The 16,087-nt window shown below is 71.2% G+C and carries 15 protein-coding genes; 2 read left to right on the top strand and 13 right to left on the bottom strand.

The features are described from left to right. Nucleotides 1-105: 105 nt before the first annotated feature. The 11 genes from metK to pyrR all read right to left on the bottom strand — a co-directional run bounded on the left by metK (nt 106) and on the right by pyrR (nt 12,329). Nucleotides 106-1,308: a methionine adenosyltransferase gene (metK, locus tag B4K29_RS09005; protein WP_019286112.1), complete on the bottom strand. Its 1,203-nt coding sequence runs from the start codon at nt 1,306-1,308 to the stop codon at nt 106-108. Between the two features lie 40 nt (nt 1,309-1,348). Then, nucleotides 1,349-2,701 (bottom strand): bifunctional phosphopantothenoylcysteine decarboxylase/phosphopantothenate synthase, encoded by a 1,353-nt coding sequence (locus B4K29_RS09000; protein WP_286967103.1) that lies wholly within the window; start codon nt 2,699-2,701, stop codon nt 1,349-1,351. An 8-nt stretch (nt 2,702-2,709) separates the two neighbouring features. Next, entirely contained in the window at nt 2,710-2,973 is a 264-nt protein-coding gene (gene rpoZ, locus B4K29_RS08995; RefSeq protein ID WP_019286114.1) for a DNA-directed RNA polymerase subunit omega, read from the bottom strand. A gap of 2 nt (nt 2,974-2,975) precedes the next feature. Beyond that, nucleotides 2,976-3,566 carry a guanylate kinase gene (gene gmk, locus B4K29_RS08990; protein WP_029210446.1) on the bottom strand — a complete coding sequence of 197 codons (591 nt, stop codon included), beginning with the start codon at nt 3,564-3,566 and terminating at the stop codon, nt 2,976-2,978. A gap of 5 nt (nt 3,567-3,571) precedes the next feature. Then, nucleotides 3,572-3,886 (bottom strand): integration host factor, actinobacterial type, encoded by a 315-nt coding sequence (gene mihF, locus B4K29_RS08985; protein WP_019286116.1) that lies wholly within the window; start codon nt 3,884-3,886, stop codon nt 3,572-3,574. A gap of 188 nt (nt 3,887-4,074) precedes the next feature. Continuing rightward, a complete protein-coding gene (pyrF, locus tag B4K29_RS08980) occupies nt 4,075-4,941 on the bottom strand; it encodes an orotidine-5'-phosphate decarboxylase (protein ID WP_286967102.1) in 867 nt (288 codons plus the stop codon). Nucleotides 4,942-4,996: 55 nt separating this feature from the next. Further along, a complete protein-coding gene (carB, locus tag B4K29_RS08975) occupies nt 4,997-8,308 on the bottom strand; it encodes a carbamoyl-phosphate synthase large subunit (RefSeq protein WP_239263459.1) in 3,312 nt (1,103 codons plus the stop codon). Beyond that, nucleotides 8,308-9,474: a glutamine-hydrolyzing carbamoyl-phosphate synthase small subunit gene (gene carA, locus B4K29_RS08970; RefSeq protein WP_376786873.1), complete on the bottom strand. Its 1,167-nt coding sequence runs from the start codon at nt 9,472-9,474 to the stop codon at nt 8,308-8,310. The genes carB and carA overlap by 1 nt, the downstream gene beginning before the upstream one ends. Nucleotides 9,475-9,505: 31 nt before the next feature. Further along, a complete protein-coding gene (locus B4K29_RS08965; RefSeq protein WP_286958149.1) occupies nt 9,506-10,810 on the bottom strand; it encodes a dihydroorotase in 1,305 nt (434 codons plus the stop codon). Continuing rightward, nucleotides 10,810-11,745, bottom strand: coding sequence for an aspartate carbamoyltransferase catalytic subunit (locus tag B4K29_RS08960; RefSeq protein ID WP_019286121.1), 936 nt, complete (start codon nt 11,743-11,745; stop codon nt 10,810-10,812). Before B4K29_RS08960 ends, B4K29_RS08965 begins: the two co-directional genes overlap by 1 nt. After that, a complete protein-coding gene (gene pyrR / locus B4K29_RS08955) occupies nt 11,742-12,329 on the bottom strand; it encodes a bifunctional pyr operon transcriptional regulator/uracil phosphoribosyltransferase PyrR (RefSeq protein ID WP_029210440.1) in 588 nt (195 codons plus the stop codon). Before pyrR ends, B4K29_RS08960 begins: the two co-directional genes overlap by 4 nt. Nucleotides 12,330-12,673: 344 nt before the next feature. Here pyrR and B4K29_RS08950 point away from each other — a divergent pair, with 344 nt between their 5' ends. Beyond that, nucleotides 12,674-13,168 carry a transcriptional regulator gene (locus B4K29_RS08950; protein ID WP_019286124.1) on the top strand — a complete coding sequence of 165 codons (495 nt, stop codon included), beginning with the start codon at nt 12,674-12,676 and terminating at the stop codon, nt 13,166-13,168. Nucleotides 13,169-13,274: 106 nt separating this feature from the next. Here the strand turns inward: B4K29_RS08950 and nusB are convergent, their stop codons facing one another. Further along, complete coding sequence (gene nusB, locus B4K29_RS08945; RefSeq protein ID WP_029210439.1) at nt 13,275-13,700, bottom strand: transcription antitermination factor NusB; 426 nt, start codon at nt 13,698-13,700, stop codon at nt 13,275-13,277. A gap of 1 nt (nt 13,701) precedes the next feature. Further along, a complete protein-coding gene (efp, locus tag B4K29_RS08940; RefSeq protein WP_029210438.1) occupies nt 13,702-14,262 on the bottom strand; it encodes an elongation factor P in 561 nt (186 codons plus the stop codon). Between the two features lie 142 nt (nt 14,263-14,404). Here efp and B4K29_RS08935 point away from each other — a divergent pair, with 142 nt between their 5' ends. Further along, entirely contained in the window at nt 14,405-15,973 is a 1,569-nt protein-coding gene (locus tag B4K29_RS08935) for an FMN-binding glutamate synthase family protein (protein ID WP_286967100.1), read from the top strand. Nucleotides 15,974-16,087: the final 114 nt, after the last annotated feature.

The raw sequence follows: 16,087 nt of genomic DNA, 5'->3' as shown, positions 1-16,087 counted from the left end.
ATGGCGCGCCCCGGCCACCAGGTACGACAAGCTCGCCCTGACCTACCGGGCCGGCGTCCTGCTCCGCGCGATCCTCCTATGGCTGCCAACTTTAAGAGACACGCCCTAGCCGCGAACGGCGCGCTGCAGGTCCTCGACGCGGTTGGTCTGCTCCCAGGTGAAGCCGCGGTCGTCGCCGCCGGTCCGGCCGAAGTGGCCGTAGGCGGCGGTGCGGGCGTAGATCGGGCGGAGCAGGTCGAGGTCGTCGATGATCGCCGCGGGACGCAGGTCGAAGGTCGAGGTGATGGCCCGCTGGATCGCGTCGACAGGAGCGGTCTCGGTGCCGAACGTCTCGACGTACAGCCCGACGGGCTGCGCCTTGCCGATGGCGTAGGCGACCTGGATCTCGCACCGCTTGGCGAGGCCGGCGGCCACGACGTTCTTGGCCACCCAGCGGGTGGCGTAGGCGGCGGAACGGTCGACCTTCGAGGGGTCCTTGCCGGAGAACGCGCCGCCACCGTGTCGGGCCATGCCGCCGTAGGTGTCGACGATGATCTTGCGGCCGGTGAGCCCGGCGTCGCCCATGGGGCCGCCGATCTCGAACCGGCCGGTGGGGTTGACCAGCGTGCGGTAGCCCTCGACGTCGAGGCCGTCGGCGTGCTCGGCCAGCACGGGCTCGAAGACGTGCTTGACGATGTCGGGCTGGAGCAGGCCCTCCAGGGAGATGTCGGACGCGTGCTGCGTGGAGAGCACGACGGTGTCGACGCGGACGGCGCGGTCGCCGTCGTAGGCGATCGTCACCTGGGTCTTGCCGTCGGGCCGCAGGTAGGGCAGCGTCCCGTCCTTGCGGACCTCGGTGAGGCGCTCGGAGAGGCGGTGGGCCAGGTGGATCGGCAGCGGCATGAGGTCGGGCGTGTCGTCGCACGCGTAGCCGAACATCAGGCCCTGGTCGCCCGCGCCCTGCTTGTCGAGGGCGTCGACCCCGCCGGTGCGGGACTCGTAGGCCGTGTCGACGCCCTGGGCGATGTCGGGGCTCTGCTGCCCGATGGAGATCTCGACGCCGCAGGACTGCCCGTCGAAGCCCTTGGTGGAGCTGTCGTAGCCGATCCGCAGGACGGTGTCGCGCACGATGCGGGGGATGTCGACATACCCCTCGGTGGTCACCTCGCCGGCGACGTGCACGAGGCCGGTGGTCACCATGGTCTCGACCGCGACCCGGGAGCGAGGATCCTGGCGGAGCATCTCGTCGAGGATCGAGTCGGAGATCTGGTCGCAGATCTTGTCGGGGTGGCCCTCGGTCACGGACTCGGACGTGAACAGACGCGACACGTGTTGCTCCTCAGCGCATGGACGGCAGGTTGCCGGGAGTCTAGCGCCGCAGGTCGGCGGCGATGACGTCGAGGAGCGTGTGTGAGACGTGCGCCTTGGTCGTCGGCCCGGTCGTGACGGGCTCTCCGCCGTCGCGCCGGAGGATCGTCACGGTGTTGTCGTCCTGGCCGAAGGTCACGCCGACCCCCACCTGGTTGACCACGAGCAGGTCGCAACCCTTGCGCCGCAGCTTGTCCTGCCCGAGCTCGAGCACGGTGTGCTCCGCGTCGCCGGTCTCGGCGGCGAAGCCGACGATGTAGGGCCGGTCGACCCCGCTGCGGGCCCGGTCGCGCACCAGCCCGGCCAGGATGTCGGGGTTGCGGACCAGCTCGATCACGGGGGCGGACTCGTCCGGGGCGTGGGCGGGATCCTGCTGGTGGGTCTTCTTGATCTTGGAGGTCGCGACCTCCCGAGGGCGGAAGTCGGCGACCGCGGCGGCCATGACGACCACGTCGGCGTCGGTCAGCAGGCCCGCCATCTCGTCCTGCAGCTCCAGGGCCGACTCGATCCTGCGGGTGTCGATCCGCGGGTGATCCGGGGGCGGTATGTCGATCGCGCCCGCCACCAGGACGACCTCGGCACCGCGCGCGGCCGCCGCCTCGGCGATCGCGATGCCCTGCTTGCCGCTCGACCGGTTCCCGAGGAATCGGACGGGGTCCAGCGCCTCGCGGGTGCCGCCGGCGGTCACCACGACCCGCAGACCCTGCAGGTCCTGGTGATCTGCTGCGTCTGTGTCATCAGCCGTGCCCGCTAGGTCCGCGTCATCAGCTGGGCCCGCTGCCTCGACCGGCGAGCCCTCCAGCACCCGCAGGCAGGCCTCGTGGATGGCCTCGGGCTCCGGCAGCCGCCCGGGGCCGGTGTCCCGGCCGGTGAGGCGGCCGGACGCGGGGTCGATCACGTGGACGCCACGCGCCCGCAGCGTCGCGACGTTGGCGACGGTCGCCGGGTGCTGCCACATCTCGGTGTGCATCGCCGGGGCGAGCACGACGGGGCACCGGGCGGTGAGCAGGACATTGGTCAGCAGGTCGTCGGCGAGGCCGTGGGCGGCCTTGGCCAGCAGGTTGGCGGTGCAGGGGGCCACGACGACGAGGTCGGCCTGCTGGCCGAGCAGCACGTGCCGCACCTGCTCGACGTCGTCGAAGACCTCGGGGGTGACGGGCTTGCCGGACAGCGCCGACCAGGTCGGCTCCCCCACGAACCGCAGCGCCGCCCCGGTCGGCACGACGGTGACGTCGTCACCGGCCTCGGTGAAGCGGCGCAGCAGCGAGGCGGCCTTGTAGGCAGCGATGCCCCCGCCGACGCCGAGGACGACGCGACGGGGGCGGGCGCTGCTGCTGTCCTCGTGGACAGCCATGGCGTGGGTCAGCCCTCGGTGGGCTCGGAGGTCAGCAGACCGTCGTTGATCTCGCGCAGCGCGATCGACAGGGGCTTCTCGTGGACCTGCGTCTCGACGAGCGGCCCGACGTACTCCAGCAGGCCCTCGGAGAGCTGCGAGTAGTAGGCGTTGATCTGCCGGGCGCGCTTGGCCGAGTAGATGACCAGGGCGTACTTGGAGTCCGCAACCTGGAGCAGGTCGTCGATCGGCGGGTTGGTGATCCCGATGGGGGCAGCAACGGTGCCAGGCACAGTCAGTCTCGCTTCAGTCGATGGGTGGATCTCATCAATGATACGAGTTCCTCGGCCGCTCGGCGAACATCGTCGTTGACGACGGTGACGTCGAACTCCGCCTGGGCGGCGATCTCGGCCCGCGCGGTGGTCAGGCGGCGGGCCCGCTCGGCCTCGTCCTCGGTGCCCCGGCCGACCAGCCGGCGCACCAGCTCGTCCCAGCTCGGCGGCGCCAGGAAGACGAAGAGCGCCTCGGGCATGGACTCCCGCACCTGGCGCGCACCCTGGAGGTCGATCTCGAGGAGCGCGGGACGCCCCTCCGCCAGCACCTCGTCGACGGGCCAGCGCGGCGTGCCGTAGAGGTTGGTGCCGTGGACGGTCGCCCACTCCAGGAACTCCCCCGCGTCGCGGCGGCGCTCGAACTCGGCACGGTCCAGGAAGTGGTAGTGCACCCCGTCCCGCTCGCCGGGCCTCGGCGCACGCGTGGTGGCGGAGACGGACAGCCAGACCTCGGGGTGGTGGTCGCGGACGTAGGCCGCCACCGTGCCCTTGCCGACCGCCGTGGGTCCGGCGAGGACCACGAGTCGGGGGCGGGGCGCAGCGGCCTCGGTCATCGCGCTCAGTTCTCGAAGCGGGCGAGCAGCGCCGCGATCTGGTTGGCGCCGAGACCGCGCACACGACGGGTGCGGGAGATCCCGACCTCCTCCATGATCTGGCGGGCTCGCACCTGACCCACGCCGGGGAGCGACTCGAGCAGCACGTAGACCTTCATCTTGCCGATGACGTCGTTGGACTTGCCCTCGGCGAGGACCGAGCGCAGCGAGCCCTGGCCGTACTTGAGCTGGTTCTTGACCGCAGCGCGCTCGCGTCGAGCGACGGCGGCCTTCTCCAGTGCCTCGGCTCGCTGCTCGGGGGTCAGGGTCGGCAAGGCCACAGGAGTCTCCTCGGTGGGTCTGGACCGGGCTGGCCAGCGCCGGTCGGTGATGCTTGTGGACAACGTACTGGCGGGGCCAGCGCAGCCGCAACGCGGGGCGGGGGCCCGAGCGGCGTGTGACGAGCCTAGCCCCCCGCCGGAGATCGCTGGGAACGAATCCGGACATTTGACGCGCACTTTCGCGTCGCTCAGTCAGACGGGGTCACCAGCGCGCGCATCTGCTGACCCGTCCGGTGGACGGCATCTCGCAGGGACCGCACGCCCGGGCCGGCCGACAGGACCTCGCGTGAGCTGGACGGCAGCACCTGGGGCAGCGCGGCCCCGAAGACCTGGCGCAGGCTCTCGGCCGTGCCGCCCTGGGCTCCCACCCCCGGTGCGAGCAGCGGTCCGCCCATCGAGCGCAGGTCGAGGTCGAGGTCCCGGACCGCGTCACCGATCGTCGCGCCCACGACGAGGCCGACGCTCCCGAGGTCGCCGGCCCGTCGAGCAGCGGCGTTGTCCTCGGCCGCGCCGGCCACGACCTCACCCGCGACCGATCGCCCGCCGGCGCCCCGCGCGTGCTGCACCGAGGCACCCTCGGGGTTGGAGGTGAGGGCCAGCACGAAGACGCCGCGCCCCGTCGTCGCCGCCAGGTCGAGAGCCGGTCGCAGCGAGCCGTAGCCGAGATAGGGGCTCACGGTGATGGCGTCGACCGCGTCGGGGTTGTCCTGGCCGAGGAAGGCCTCGGCGTAGGCCGTCATCGTGGAGCCGATGTCGCCGCGCTTGACGTCGAGGATCGTGAGCGTGCCGGCCTCGCGCAGCCCCGCCTGGACGCGCTCGAGGAGGGCGACCCCGCGGGATCCGAAGACCTCGAAGAACGCGGACTGCGGCTTGACGCAGGCCACCTCTCCCCCGAACGCCTCCACGCAGGTCAGGGCGAAGCGTTCCACGCCCTGGAGGGAGTAGGGCAGCCCCCAGGACTCCACGAGCTGCTGGTGCGGGTCGATGCCGACGCACAGCGGCCCGTGGGCGTCCATGGCCGCGCGCAGCCGCACGCCGAAGGGGGTCGGGCTCACGGGGTCTCCTCGGGTCGGTCGGTGCTCGCCAGGTCCGTCCGGGCCGGGTGCCGTCTCACTCCGCCGCGTGCGCGCCGTGCCGGGCGAGCCGCTCGGCGTGCTCCTGCAGCGACATCACCCGCACGACCTTGTCGCCGAGCGCCTCGATGCCCTGCACCGCCGCGGCCAGCTGCTGCACCGTGGTGATGATCGGCTTGTCCATCGACGTGGTCGCGGTCCGGATCGTGTAGCCGTCGGCCCGCGCCTCCTGGCTGGTGGGCGTGTTGACCACCATGTCGACCTCGCCGGCCAGGATGAGGTCCACGATCGTGGGCTCCCCGTCCGGGCCGCGGCCCTCGCTGTGCTTGCGCACCGCCTCGGCCCGCACGCCGTTGCGGCGCAGGACGTCGGCCGTGCCCTCGGTCGCGAGGATCCGGAAGCCCAGGTCCGCCAGCCGCTTGCACGGGAAGATCATGGCGCGCTTGTGCCGGTTGGCGACCGAGATGAAGACCGTGCCCTGCGTGGGCAGGCCGCCGAACGCCGCGAGCTGGCTCTTGGCGAAGGCCGTGCCGAAGTCGTCGGCCAGGCCCATCACCTCGCCGGTGGAGCGCATCTCGGGCCCGAGGATCGTGTCGACGAACTCGCCGTCCTGGGTGACGAAGCGCTTGAACGGCAGCACCGCCTCCTTGACCGCCGTTCCGGCCTCGATGGGCAGCGAGGCGCCGTCCCCCTGGACCGGCAGCAGGCCCTCGGTCCGCAGCGAGGCGATGGTGGCGCCCATCATGATCCGCGCGGCGGCCTTGGCGACCTGGACGCCCGTGGCCTTGGCCACGAACGGCACGGTGCGCGAGGCGCGGGGGTTGGCCTCGAGGACGTAGAGGATGTCCTGGGCGAGTGCGAACTGGACGTTCATCAGGCCACGGACACCGATGCCCTGCGCGAGGCGGCGGGTGGACTCGCGGACCCGGTCGATCTCGGCGCGGCCCAGCGTGACGGGAGGCAGCACGCACGAGGAGTCGCCGGAGTGGATGCCGGCCTCCTCGATGTGCTCCATGATCGCGCCGACGTACATCTCCTCGCCGTCGTAGAGCACGTCGACGTCGATCTCGATCGCGTCGTCGAGGAAGCGGTCCACGAGGATCGGGTGCTCGGGGCTGGCCAGCGCCGCGCGCGTGACGTAGTCGGTGAGGGTCTGGTCGTCATACACGATCTGCATGCCGCGCCCGCCGAGGACGTAGGAGGGCCGCACGAGCACCGGGTAGCCGATCTCCCGGGCGACCTCGAGGGCCTCGGCGGCGGAGTAGGCCGTGCCGAACTTGGGCGCGGGCAGCTGGGCGTCGTGCATGACGCGACCGAAGGCCCCCCGGTCCTCGGCGAGGTGGATCGCCTCGGGCGACGTGCCGACGACCGGCAGGCCCTCGTCCTTGAGCGCCTGGGCCAGCCCGAGCGGCGTCTGCCCGCCGAGCTGGACGATGACGCCCGCGATCGGGCCGGCGGCGCGCTCGGCGTGGTAGACCTCGAGCACGTCCTCGAGCGTCAGGGGCTCGAAGTAGAGCCGGCTGCTCGTGTCGTAGTCCGTCGAGACGGTCTCGGGGTTGCAGTTGATCATGACCGTGTCGTAGCCCTCGTCGCGCAGGGCGAAGCTGGCGTGCACGCAGGAGTAGTCGAACTCGACGCCCTGGCCGATGCGGTTGGGGCCGCTGCCGAGGATGAGGACGGCCGGCCTCTCGCGCGGCAGCACCTCGGTCTCCTCGTCGTACGACGAGTAGTAGTAGGGCGTCTGGGCGGCGAACTCGGCGGCGCACGTGTCGACCGTCTTGAACACCGGGCGCACGCCCAGGGCGTGCCGCACCCCGCGCACCACCGGCTCGGCCATGCCGGTCAGCTGCGAGACCTGCGCGTCGGAGAAGCCGTGGCGCTTGGCCAGCCGAAGCTGCGCGGGCGTGAGGGTCTCGGATCCCTTGATCGTGCGGGCGACCTCGTTGAGCAGCTCGATCTGGTCCAGGAACCACGGGTCGATGCGGGTCGCCTCGTGCACCTCCTCGACCGTCATGCCGGCCCGGAGCGCCTGCTGCACCAGCAGGATCCGGCCATCCGTCGGGACCTTGGCCTGCTCCAGCCACTGCGCACCCTGGTCCCGGCCGGGACGCTCGCCGCGCCAGTGGAAGGCCGCGTCCTTCTTCTCCAGCGAGCGCAGCGCCTTCTGCAGGGCCTCGGTGAAGTTGCGGCCGATCGCCATGGCCTCGCCGACGGACTTCATCGTGGTCGTGAGCGTCGGGTCGGCGGCCGGGAACTTCTCGAACGCGAACCGCGGCACCTTGACGACGACGTAGTCCAGGGTCGGCTCGAACGACGCCGGGGTCTCGCGGGTGATGTCGTTGGGGACCTCGTCGAGGGTGTAGCCGATGGCCATCTTGGCCGCGATCTTGGCGATCGGGAACCCCGTGGCCTTGGAGGCGAGCGCCGACGAGCGGGAGACGCGCGGGTTCATCTCGATGACGATGATCCGGCCGTCCTCGGGGTTGACGGCGAACTGGATGTTGCACCCGCCGGTGTCGACGCCGACCTCGCGGATGACGGCGATGCCGATGTCGCGCAGATCCTGGTACTCCCGGTCGGTGAGCGTCAGGGCCGGCGCCACGGTGATGGAGTCGCCCGTGTGCACGCCCATGGGGTCGAGGTTCTCGATGGAGCAGACGACCACCACGTTGTCGGCGTGGTCGCGCATGACCTCGAGCTCGTACTCCTTCCACCCGAGGATGGACTCCTCGAGCAGCACCTCGGTGGTCGGCGACGCGAACAGGCCGGCGCCGGCGATGCGGCGCAGGTCGGCCTCGTCGTAGGCGAAGCCGGAGCCGAGACCGCCCATGGTGAACGACGGCCGGACGACGAGCGGGTAGCCGAGATCGCCTGCGGCGTCGAGGCACTCGTCCATGGAGTGGCAGACGATCGATCGTGCGGACTCGGCGCCGCAGCGCTCGACGACGCCCTTGAAGCGCTCGCGGTCCTCCCCCAGCTGGATCGCCTCGACGTTGGCGCCGATGAGCGGGCAGTCGTAGCGCTCGAGGACGCCCGCCTCGTGCAGCGCCATGGCGCAGTTGAGGGCGGTCTGGCCGCCGAGGGTGGCCAGGACCGCGTCGGGGCGCTCCTTGGCGATGATCGCCTCCACCACCTCGGGGGTGATGGGCTCGACGTACGTCGCGTCGGCGAACTCCGGGTCGGTCATGATCGTGGCCGGGTTGGAGTTGACCAGGACGACCCGGATCCCCTCCTCGCGCAGCACGCGGCAGGCCTGGGTGCCGGAGTAGTCGAACTCGCAGGCCTGGCCGATGACGATCGGCCCGGAGCCGATGACCAGGACGCTCTTGATGTCGGGGTTGCGGGGCATCAGCGAGCGTCCTCCTCGGACGGGACGGAGTCGGAGCGGGCGGACCCGATCAGGTCGACGAAGCGGTCGAACAGGTAGGCGGCGTCGTGCGGGCCGGCCGCCGCCTCGGGGTGGTACTGCACGGAGAAGGCCGGGACGTCGAGGCACTCCAGGCCCTCGACGACCTGGTCGTTGAGGCCGACGTGGCTGACCCGGGCCCGCCCGAAGGGCGTCTCGAGGTCCTCGCCGATCGGCGCGTCGACGGCGAAGCCGTGGTTCTGCGCGGTGATCTCGACCTTGCGGGTCGACAGGTCCATGACCGGCTGGTTGATGCCGCGGTGGCCGTACTTGAGCTTGTAGGTGCCGAGGCCCAGGGCGCGCCCGAGGATCTGGTTGCCGAAGCAGATGCCGAAGAACGGGATCCGCGCGCCCAGCACCTCGCGCAGCACGCCCACCTCGTGCTCGGCGGCGGCCGGGTCCCCGGGCCCGTTGGACATGAACACCGCGTCCGGGGAGAGGGCCTGTATGTCGGAGAACGTCGAGGTCGCCGGCAGGACGTGCACCTCAAGGCCGCGCTCCGCCATGCGCTGCGGCGTCATGCCCTTGATACCGAGGTCGAGCGCTGCCACGCGGTAGCGTGGCTCGCCCTCGGGGCGCACGACGTACGGCTCGTCGGCGCTGACCTCGGCGGCCAGGGCCGAGCCGGCCATCGCGGACTGGGAGACGACCCGGTCGATCAGCCGCTCCACGGGGGTGTCGGCCACGTCGCCGGAGAAGATGCCGACCTTCATCGAGCCGCGCTCGCGCAGGTGGCGCGTGAGGGCGCGGGTGTCGATCTCGCAGATCCCGACGACGCCCTGGCGCTCCAGCTCGCCCTCCAGCGAGGCCGTGCTGCGCCAGCTGCTCGGGCGCAGCGCGGGGTCCCGTACGACGAAGCCGGACACCCAGATGCGGTGCGACTCGTCGTCCTCGCCGTTGACGCCGGTGTTGCCGACGTGCGGGGCGGTCATGACGACCACCTGACGGTGGTAGGAGGGGTCGGTCAGGGTCTCCTGGTAGCCGGTCATGCCGGTGGAGAAGACCGCCTCGCCGACGGTGCTGCCGACGGCTCCGTAGGAACGACCCGCGAAGGTCCGTCCGTCCTCGAGGATCAGCAGGGCCGGTTGGCGTTCGAGGCGCAGGGTCACGACATGCTCCGCTCAGGTGTGAGGACGGGGGTCACGCGAGCCGGCCGTCGCGGACGGTAATGCGCCCACGCAGCATCGTCGCGCGGACGGCACCGGTGAGGGTCCGCCCGTGCCACGGATTGTTGCGCGACAGCGAGGCGCTCGCAGCGCGGTCCACGGTCAGAGACCGCGTGGGGTCGACGAGCACGAGGTTGGCGGGCTCACCCTCGGCGATCGGCCTGCCGTGACCCTCGAGGCGGGCGATCTCGGCGGGGCGCGTGGACATGACCCGGGCCACGTCGGCCCAGGACATCCGCCCGCTCTGCACCATCACGTCGCTGACGACGGCGAGCGCGGTCTCGAGCCCGAGCATGCCGAACGCCGCGTCCGCGAACGCGTGCTCCTTGTCGTGGACGACGTGGGGCGCGTGGTCGGTGGCGACGACGTCGATGGTGCCGTCGGCCAGGGCCGCGCGGAGCTCCTCGGCATACTCGCTCGGGCGCAGGGGCGGGTTGACCTTGTAGACGGTGTCGTAGTCCTGCAGGAGGTCGGTGGTGAGCACCAGGTGGTGCGGGGTGACCTCCGCGGTGACCTGCACCCCCTTGGACTTCGCCCAGCGGATGACCTCGAGGGAGCCCGGCGTCGAGACGTGGGCGACGTGCACCCGGCCGCCGGTCTGCTTGGCCAGCATGACGTCGCGGGCGACGACGACCTCCTCGGCGGCGTCGGGCCACCCGGGCAGCCCCAGCCGGCCGGACAGCTCGCCCTCGTGGCAGCAGGCGGTGCCGTCGGCGAGCCTGGGGTCCTGGGAGTGCTGGGAGATCACGCCGTCGAAGGCCGTGACGTACTCCAGCGCGCGGCGCATCAGCTGGCTGTCATGCACGCAGCGCCCGTCGTCGGAGAACACCCGCACCCGGGCCCTGGAGCGCGCCATCAGGCCGATCTCGGACAGCTCCTCGCCCGCGAGCCCCTTGGTGACGGAGCCGACGGGCATGACGTCGACCAGACCCGCCTCGCGCCCGCGTCGCCAGATCTCCTCGGCCTTCTCGGGGGTGTCGGTGACGGGCTGGGTGTTGGCCATCGCGAAGACCGCCGAGTAGCCGCCCACCGCGGCGGCCGCGGACCCGGTGCGGATCGTCTCGGCGTCCTCGCGGCCCGGCTCGCGCAGGTGCGTGTGCAGGTCGACGAGGCCGGGCAGGGCGACCAGGCCGTCCGCGTCAATGGTCTCGTCGACCGCGCCCGCGCTCACGGACATGCTTGCGGCGGAGCCGATCTCGCGGACGACGCCGTCGACGACGAGGACGTCGGCGGTGCGCTCCCCGAGCAGGCTGGCGCCGGTGATCAAGGTGGTGGACATCAGGCGGTCTCTCCTTCGCCGGCGAGCAGGTGGTAGAGCACGGACATGCGGACGGCGACGCCGCCGGAGACCTGGTCGAGGATCACCGACCGGGCGCCGTCGGCGGCGTCGGAGGAGATCTCCAGGCCGCGGTTCATCGGGCCGGGGTGGCAGATGAGCGCGTCGTCGCGCATGAGCTCGAGCCTGCGCGGCGTGAGGCCGAAGCCCGCGATGTACTCGCGCGGCGTGGGGAAGAAACCGCCGCTCATCCGCTCCTTCTGCACGCGCAGCATCATGACGACGTCGGCCTGGGGGATCTCGGCGTCGAAGTCGTAGGACCAGGTGAACCCGTCGCGCTCGGCCCAGGTGCGGATGCCGTCCGGCATCAGCGTGGGCGGCGCCACGACGGTGACCGTGGCGCCGAGCTTGGCCAGGCACAGCACGTTGGAGCGGAAGACCCGGCTGTGGCGCAGGTCGCCGCAGATGACCACGTGACGGCCGTCGAGGTCCCCCAGCTCGCGCCGCATGGTGTAGGCGTCGAGCAGGGCCTGGGTGGGGTGCTCGTGCGTGCCGTCGCCGGCGTTGATGACCACGCCGGAGACCCAGCTCGCGATCTGCTGCTGCGCCCCGGAGGCCATGTGGCGGATGACGAAGCCGTCCACGCCCATGGCCTGGAGGTTCATCACCGTGTCGCGCAGGGACTCGCCCTTGGACAGGGAGGACCCCTTGCCCGCCATGTTGAGCGAGTCGGCGGACAGCCACTTCTCGGCGAGCTCGAAGGACCCGCGCGTGCGGGTCGAGTCCTCGAAGAAGAAGTTGACGACGGTGCGGCCGCGCAGCGTGGGGAGCTTCTTGATGTCGCGGTGCTGCACCTCGTGCATCTGCACGGCGGTGTCGAGGATCTGGGTGATGTCCTCGCGGGTCAGGTCGTTGATGGACAGGAGGTGCTTGTTCACCGGTTCCCTCCGGAGATGCGGACCTCGTCGGTGCCGTCACGCTCGGCGAGCAGCACCGAGACCCGCTCGGTGGACGAGGTGGGGAGATTCTTGCCGACGTGGTCGGCGCGGACGGGCAGCTCACGGTGGCCGCGGTCCACGAGGACGGCGAGCCGGACGGCCCGGGGGCGGCCCAGGTCGGCCAGCGCGTCGAGCGCGGCGCGGACGGTGCGGCCGGAGTAGAGCACGTCGTCGACGAGGACGACGATCTTGTCGTCGATGCCGACGGAGGGGATGTCGAGCTTCTCCGCGGGGCGGATCGGCTTGCGCCGCAGGTCGTCTCGATACATCGTGATGTCGATCGCGCCCACGGGGACGTCCGTGCCCTCGACCTCGGCCATGGTCGTGGCCAGGCGGCGGGCGAGCGGGACTCCTCGGGTGGGGATACCGAGGACGACGAGGCCCTCCGCTCCCTTGTTGCGCTCGAGCACCTCGTGGGCCATGCGTCGCAAGGCCCGGGCGATCTCGTTGTCGCTCATGACGATCCGGGCATCGGTGCCGTCGTCGCCGGATGACTGGGGGGTGTGGTCTGGGGCAGGCGTCATCGCGTCTGACCTCCTTCTCGCCTCGCTGGACGTCGTTAAAGGATGTCGATCGGCACGATCCTAGCGGGCCCGGGCGGGTGGTCGTGACCCGCGTCCGGTGCCCCGTCACCAGCGCCCCAACCGCCCGAACCCTCGCGGACGGTCACAATCGGAACAGGACGGGGCCAATCGGGCGGACACCCACCGACCTCAACGACTACTCAGACCGTCCATTCACTCGCTCAGCGTCAAAGATGTGCCCATACGAATGAATATTGGTGGGCTTTCGGCGGTTGCGCTTGCCGCAAGGATCACAGTGAGTAACCATTCCACTGTTACAGACAGTTACGTGATCGGAGTCAGTCATGGCCAGCGACTACGCGAAGGCCCTCGGGTCCCGGCTGCGTTCCATCCGCACCCAGCAGGGCCTTTCCCTGCACGCGGTCGAGGAGCGCTCCCAGGGTCGCTGGAAGGCCGTCGTGGTGGGTTCCTACGAGCGTGGGGACCGCGCCGTGACCGTGCAGCGACTCTCCGAGCTCGCCGACTTCTACGGCGTGCCCGTCTCGGCCCTCATGCCCGACTCGGAGGTGGCGCCCGCCACCGAGGCCCCGGCCAAGCTGATCATCGACCTCGAGGCGCTGTCCCAGGTGTCCGCCGAGCGCGCCGGCCCCCTCGCCCGCTACGCCGCGACCATCCAGTCCCAGCGCGGCGACTACAACGGCAAGGTCCTGTCCATCCGCCAGGAGGACCTGCGCACCCTCGCCGTCATCTACGACACCTCCCCCGGCCAGCTGGCCGACGAGCTCGTCGGCTGGGGCGTCCTGGACCCCGCCGCCCGTCGCGGCATCCCGGAGTCCTGACCCTGCCGGGTCCGCGCAGGCGTCCCGTCCAGCTCGTATGCCGGAAGGCCCCGGCCCCTCGTGGGGTCGGGGCCTTCCGGCATACGAGCCGTGGTCGGGCCGTGGCTCAGACCAGGGTGGGCTTGACCTGCTGCAGCCGGCCGAGGAGCCCGTTGACGAAGGTCGGGGACTCGTCGGTGGACAGCTCTCGGGCCAGGGCGACGGCCTCGGCGATCGCGACGCCCTCGGGCACCTCGTCGCCGTAGACCAGCTCGAACGCGCCGAGGCGCAGGATCGCGCGGTCCACGGCGGGCATGCGGTCGAGGGTCCAGCCCTGCGCGTAGGTCGTCAGCGCCTCGTCGATCGACGCCCAGTGCCGGACGACGCCCTGGACGAGGGTCGAGGAGTACTCCGGCACCGGGTGGTCGTCCTGGCCGGCCCGGACCGGCGAAGCGAGCCGCTCGGCGAGCAGGTCGGAGGCGTTCATCCCCCGCGACTCGGCCTCGAAGAGGATGTCGAGCGCCCGCTTGCGGGCCTTGGATCGAGCCGACACGTCAGTTGACGCGACCGAGGTAGGAGCCGTCGCGGGTGTCGACCTTGACCTTGGTGCCGGTCTCGAGGAAGAGCGGGACGGCGATCTGCGCACCGGTCTCGAGGGTGGCCGGCTTGGTGCCGCCCGTGGAGCGGTCGCCCTGCAGGCCCGGCTCGGTGTAGGTGATCTCGAGGACCACGGAGGCCGGCAGCTCGACGTAGAGCGGCGCGCCCTCGTGGGTGGCGACGATCGCCTCCTGGTTCTCCAGCATGTAGTCGGCGACCGATCCCACGACCGTCTCGCTCACGTGGAGCTGGTCGTAGGTCTTGCCGTCCATGAAGACGAAGTCGGTGCCGTCCTTGTAGAGGTACTGCATCGTGCGCTTGTCGACGTTGGACGTCTCGACCTTGGTGCCGGCGTTGAAGGTCTTGTCCACCGTCTTGCCGGTCATGACCGACTTGAGCTTGGTGCGCACGAAGGCCGGGCCCTTGCCGGGCTTGACGTGCTGGAACTCCACCACGGACCAGAGCTGGCCCTCCAGGTTGAGCACCATGCCGTTCTTGAGGTCGTTGGTCGTTGCCACAGGGCCGTCCATCTCTGTCGTCGGGGGCGCGCTGCAGCGCCTCGGGTCACCAGGGTTTCCGCGCCAGTCTAGCCGGTATGCCGTCCGCGCCGGTTCACGCCGACACCCGGCGCAGGGCCGCGACAGGGCCCACACTCGGGGCATGAAGCTCACCACCGCCGCCCTCGGGGGACTCGCCGCCATCGCCGGCGTCGCCGCGCACGACCTCACCCAGCGTCGGCACTCGCTGCTGCGCACCTTCCCCGTGATCGGCCACGGCCGCTTCCTGGTCGAGGCGATCGGGCCCGAGCTGCGACAGTACGTCGTGGCCGCCAACGACGAGGAGCGCCCGTTCAGCCGGGACCAGCGGCGCTGGGTCTACGCGTCGGCCAAGAAGGAGAACAACTACTTCGGCTTCGGGTCCGACAACGACATGGAGCAGGCCGCCAACTACGCGGTCATCAAGCACCGCACCTTCGCGGACGTCGCCCCACCGACGCACGACCACGCCGCGGAGCAGGTCGTCCTCCCGTCAGCGAAGGTCCTCGGGGGCCCGCGCGGGCGGCGCCACGCGTTCCGCCCGCAGTCCGTGGTGAACGTGTCGGCGATGAGCTTCGGCTCGCTGTCGCCCAACGCCATCAGCGCCATCAACGCCGGCGTGGGGATCGCCGGGGCCCTGCACAACACCGGCGAGGGCGGGTTGTCTCCCTACCACCGCCAGGGCGGCGACCTCATCTTCCAGATCGGGACGTCCTACTTCGGCTGCCGGGACGAGCAGGGCAGGTTCGACCTGGACCAGCTCGCCGCGCTGGTCGAGTCGGCGCCGGTCCGCGCCATCGAGATCAAGCTCTCCCAGGGCGCGAAGCCCGGGCTCGGCGGGGTGCTGCCTGCGGCCAAGGTCACCGAGGAGATCGCCGAGATCCGCGGCATCCCGGTCGGCCAGGACTGCATCTCCCCCTCGCGGCACGGCGAGTTCGACAGCGTCGACGGTCTGCTGGAGTGGATCGAGACGATCGCCGAGCGCACGGGGCTGCCCGTGGGCATCAAGTCCGCCGTCGGCAACCTGGCCTTCTGGGAGGAGCTGGCGGAGCTGATGGCCGACCGCACGCGCGGGGTCGACTTCATCACCATCGACGGCGGGGAGGGTGGCACCGGAGCCGCTCCGCTGACCTTCTCCGACTCCGTGTCCCTGCCCTTCCGCATGGGCTTCCCCCGGGTCTACTCGATCTTCGCCCGTCGCGGCCTGACCGACGACGTCACCTTCATCGGTGCCGGCAAGCTGGGCCTGCCCGACAACGCGGTCGTGGCCTTCGCGATGGGGTGCGACATGGTCAACGTCGCCCGGGAGGCCATGCTGGCCATCGGATGCATCCAGGCGCAGAAGTGCCACACCGACACGTGCCCCGTGGGCGTGGCCACGCAGAATCCGTGGCTCGCCCGGGGCATCGATCCGGCCCTCAAGTCCGTGCGCCTGGCCAACTACCTCATGACCGTGCGGAGGGACCTGCTGAAGGTGGCCGAGGCCTGCGGCGTGCTCCACCCGGCCCTGATCACCGTGGACGACGTGGAGCTGCTGGACGGCGACGGAGGCGGGGTGTCCCTGGGCGAGCGGTACGCCTACGAGCCGGGCTGGGGCGAGCTCGGGCCCGCGCTCGCCGAGGAGATCTCGGCGATCATGCTCGGCACGGCTCCGCAGGGCGGCGAGGCTCCCGAGAGCGCCGACGCCGAGTAGCCCCTGCCCGACCTGTGGGCGGGCTGGACGGGAACACATAAGCGGGAGTCATGGTTAGCAACACTCGTTGACCCCCCCCCCGCCCCCTGCCCCGGTGGTTCACGGCGTTCATGA

This window comes from Arsenicicoccus sp. UBA6765 (genome assembly GCF_002453335.1).
Classification (GTDB): Bacteria; Actinomycetota; Actinomycetes; order Actinomycetales; family Dermatophilaceae; genus Arsenicicoccus; species Arsenicicoccus bolidensis.
This window is presented reverse-complemented; position numbering and strand designations above follow the sequence as displayed.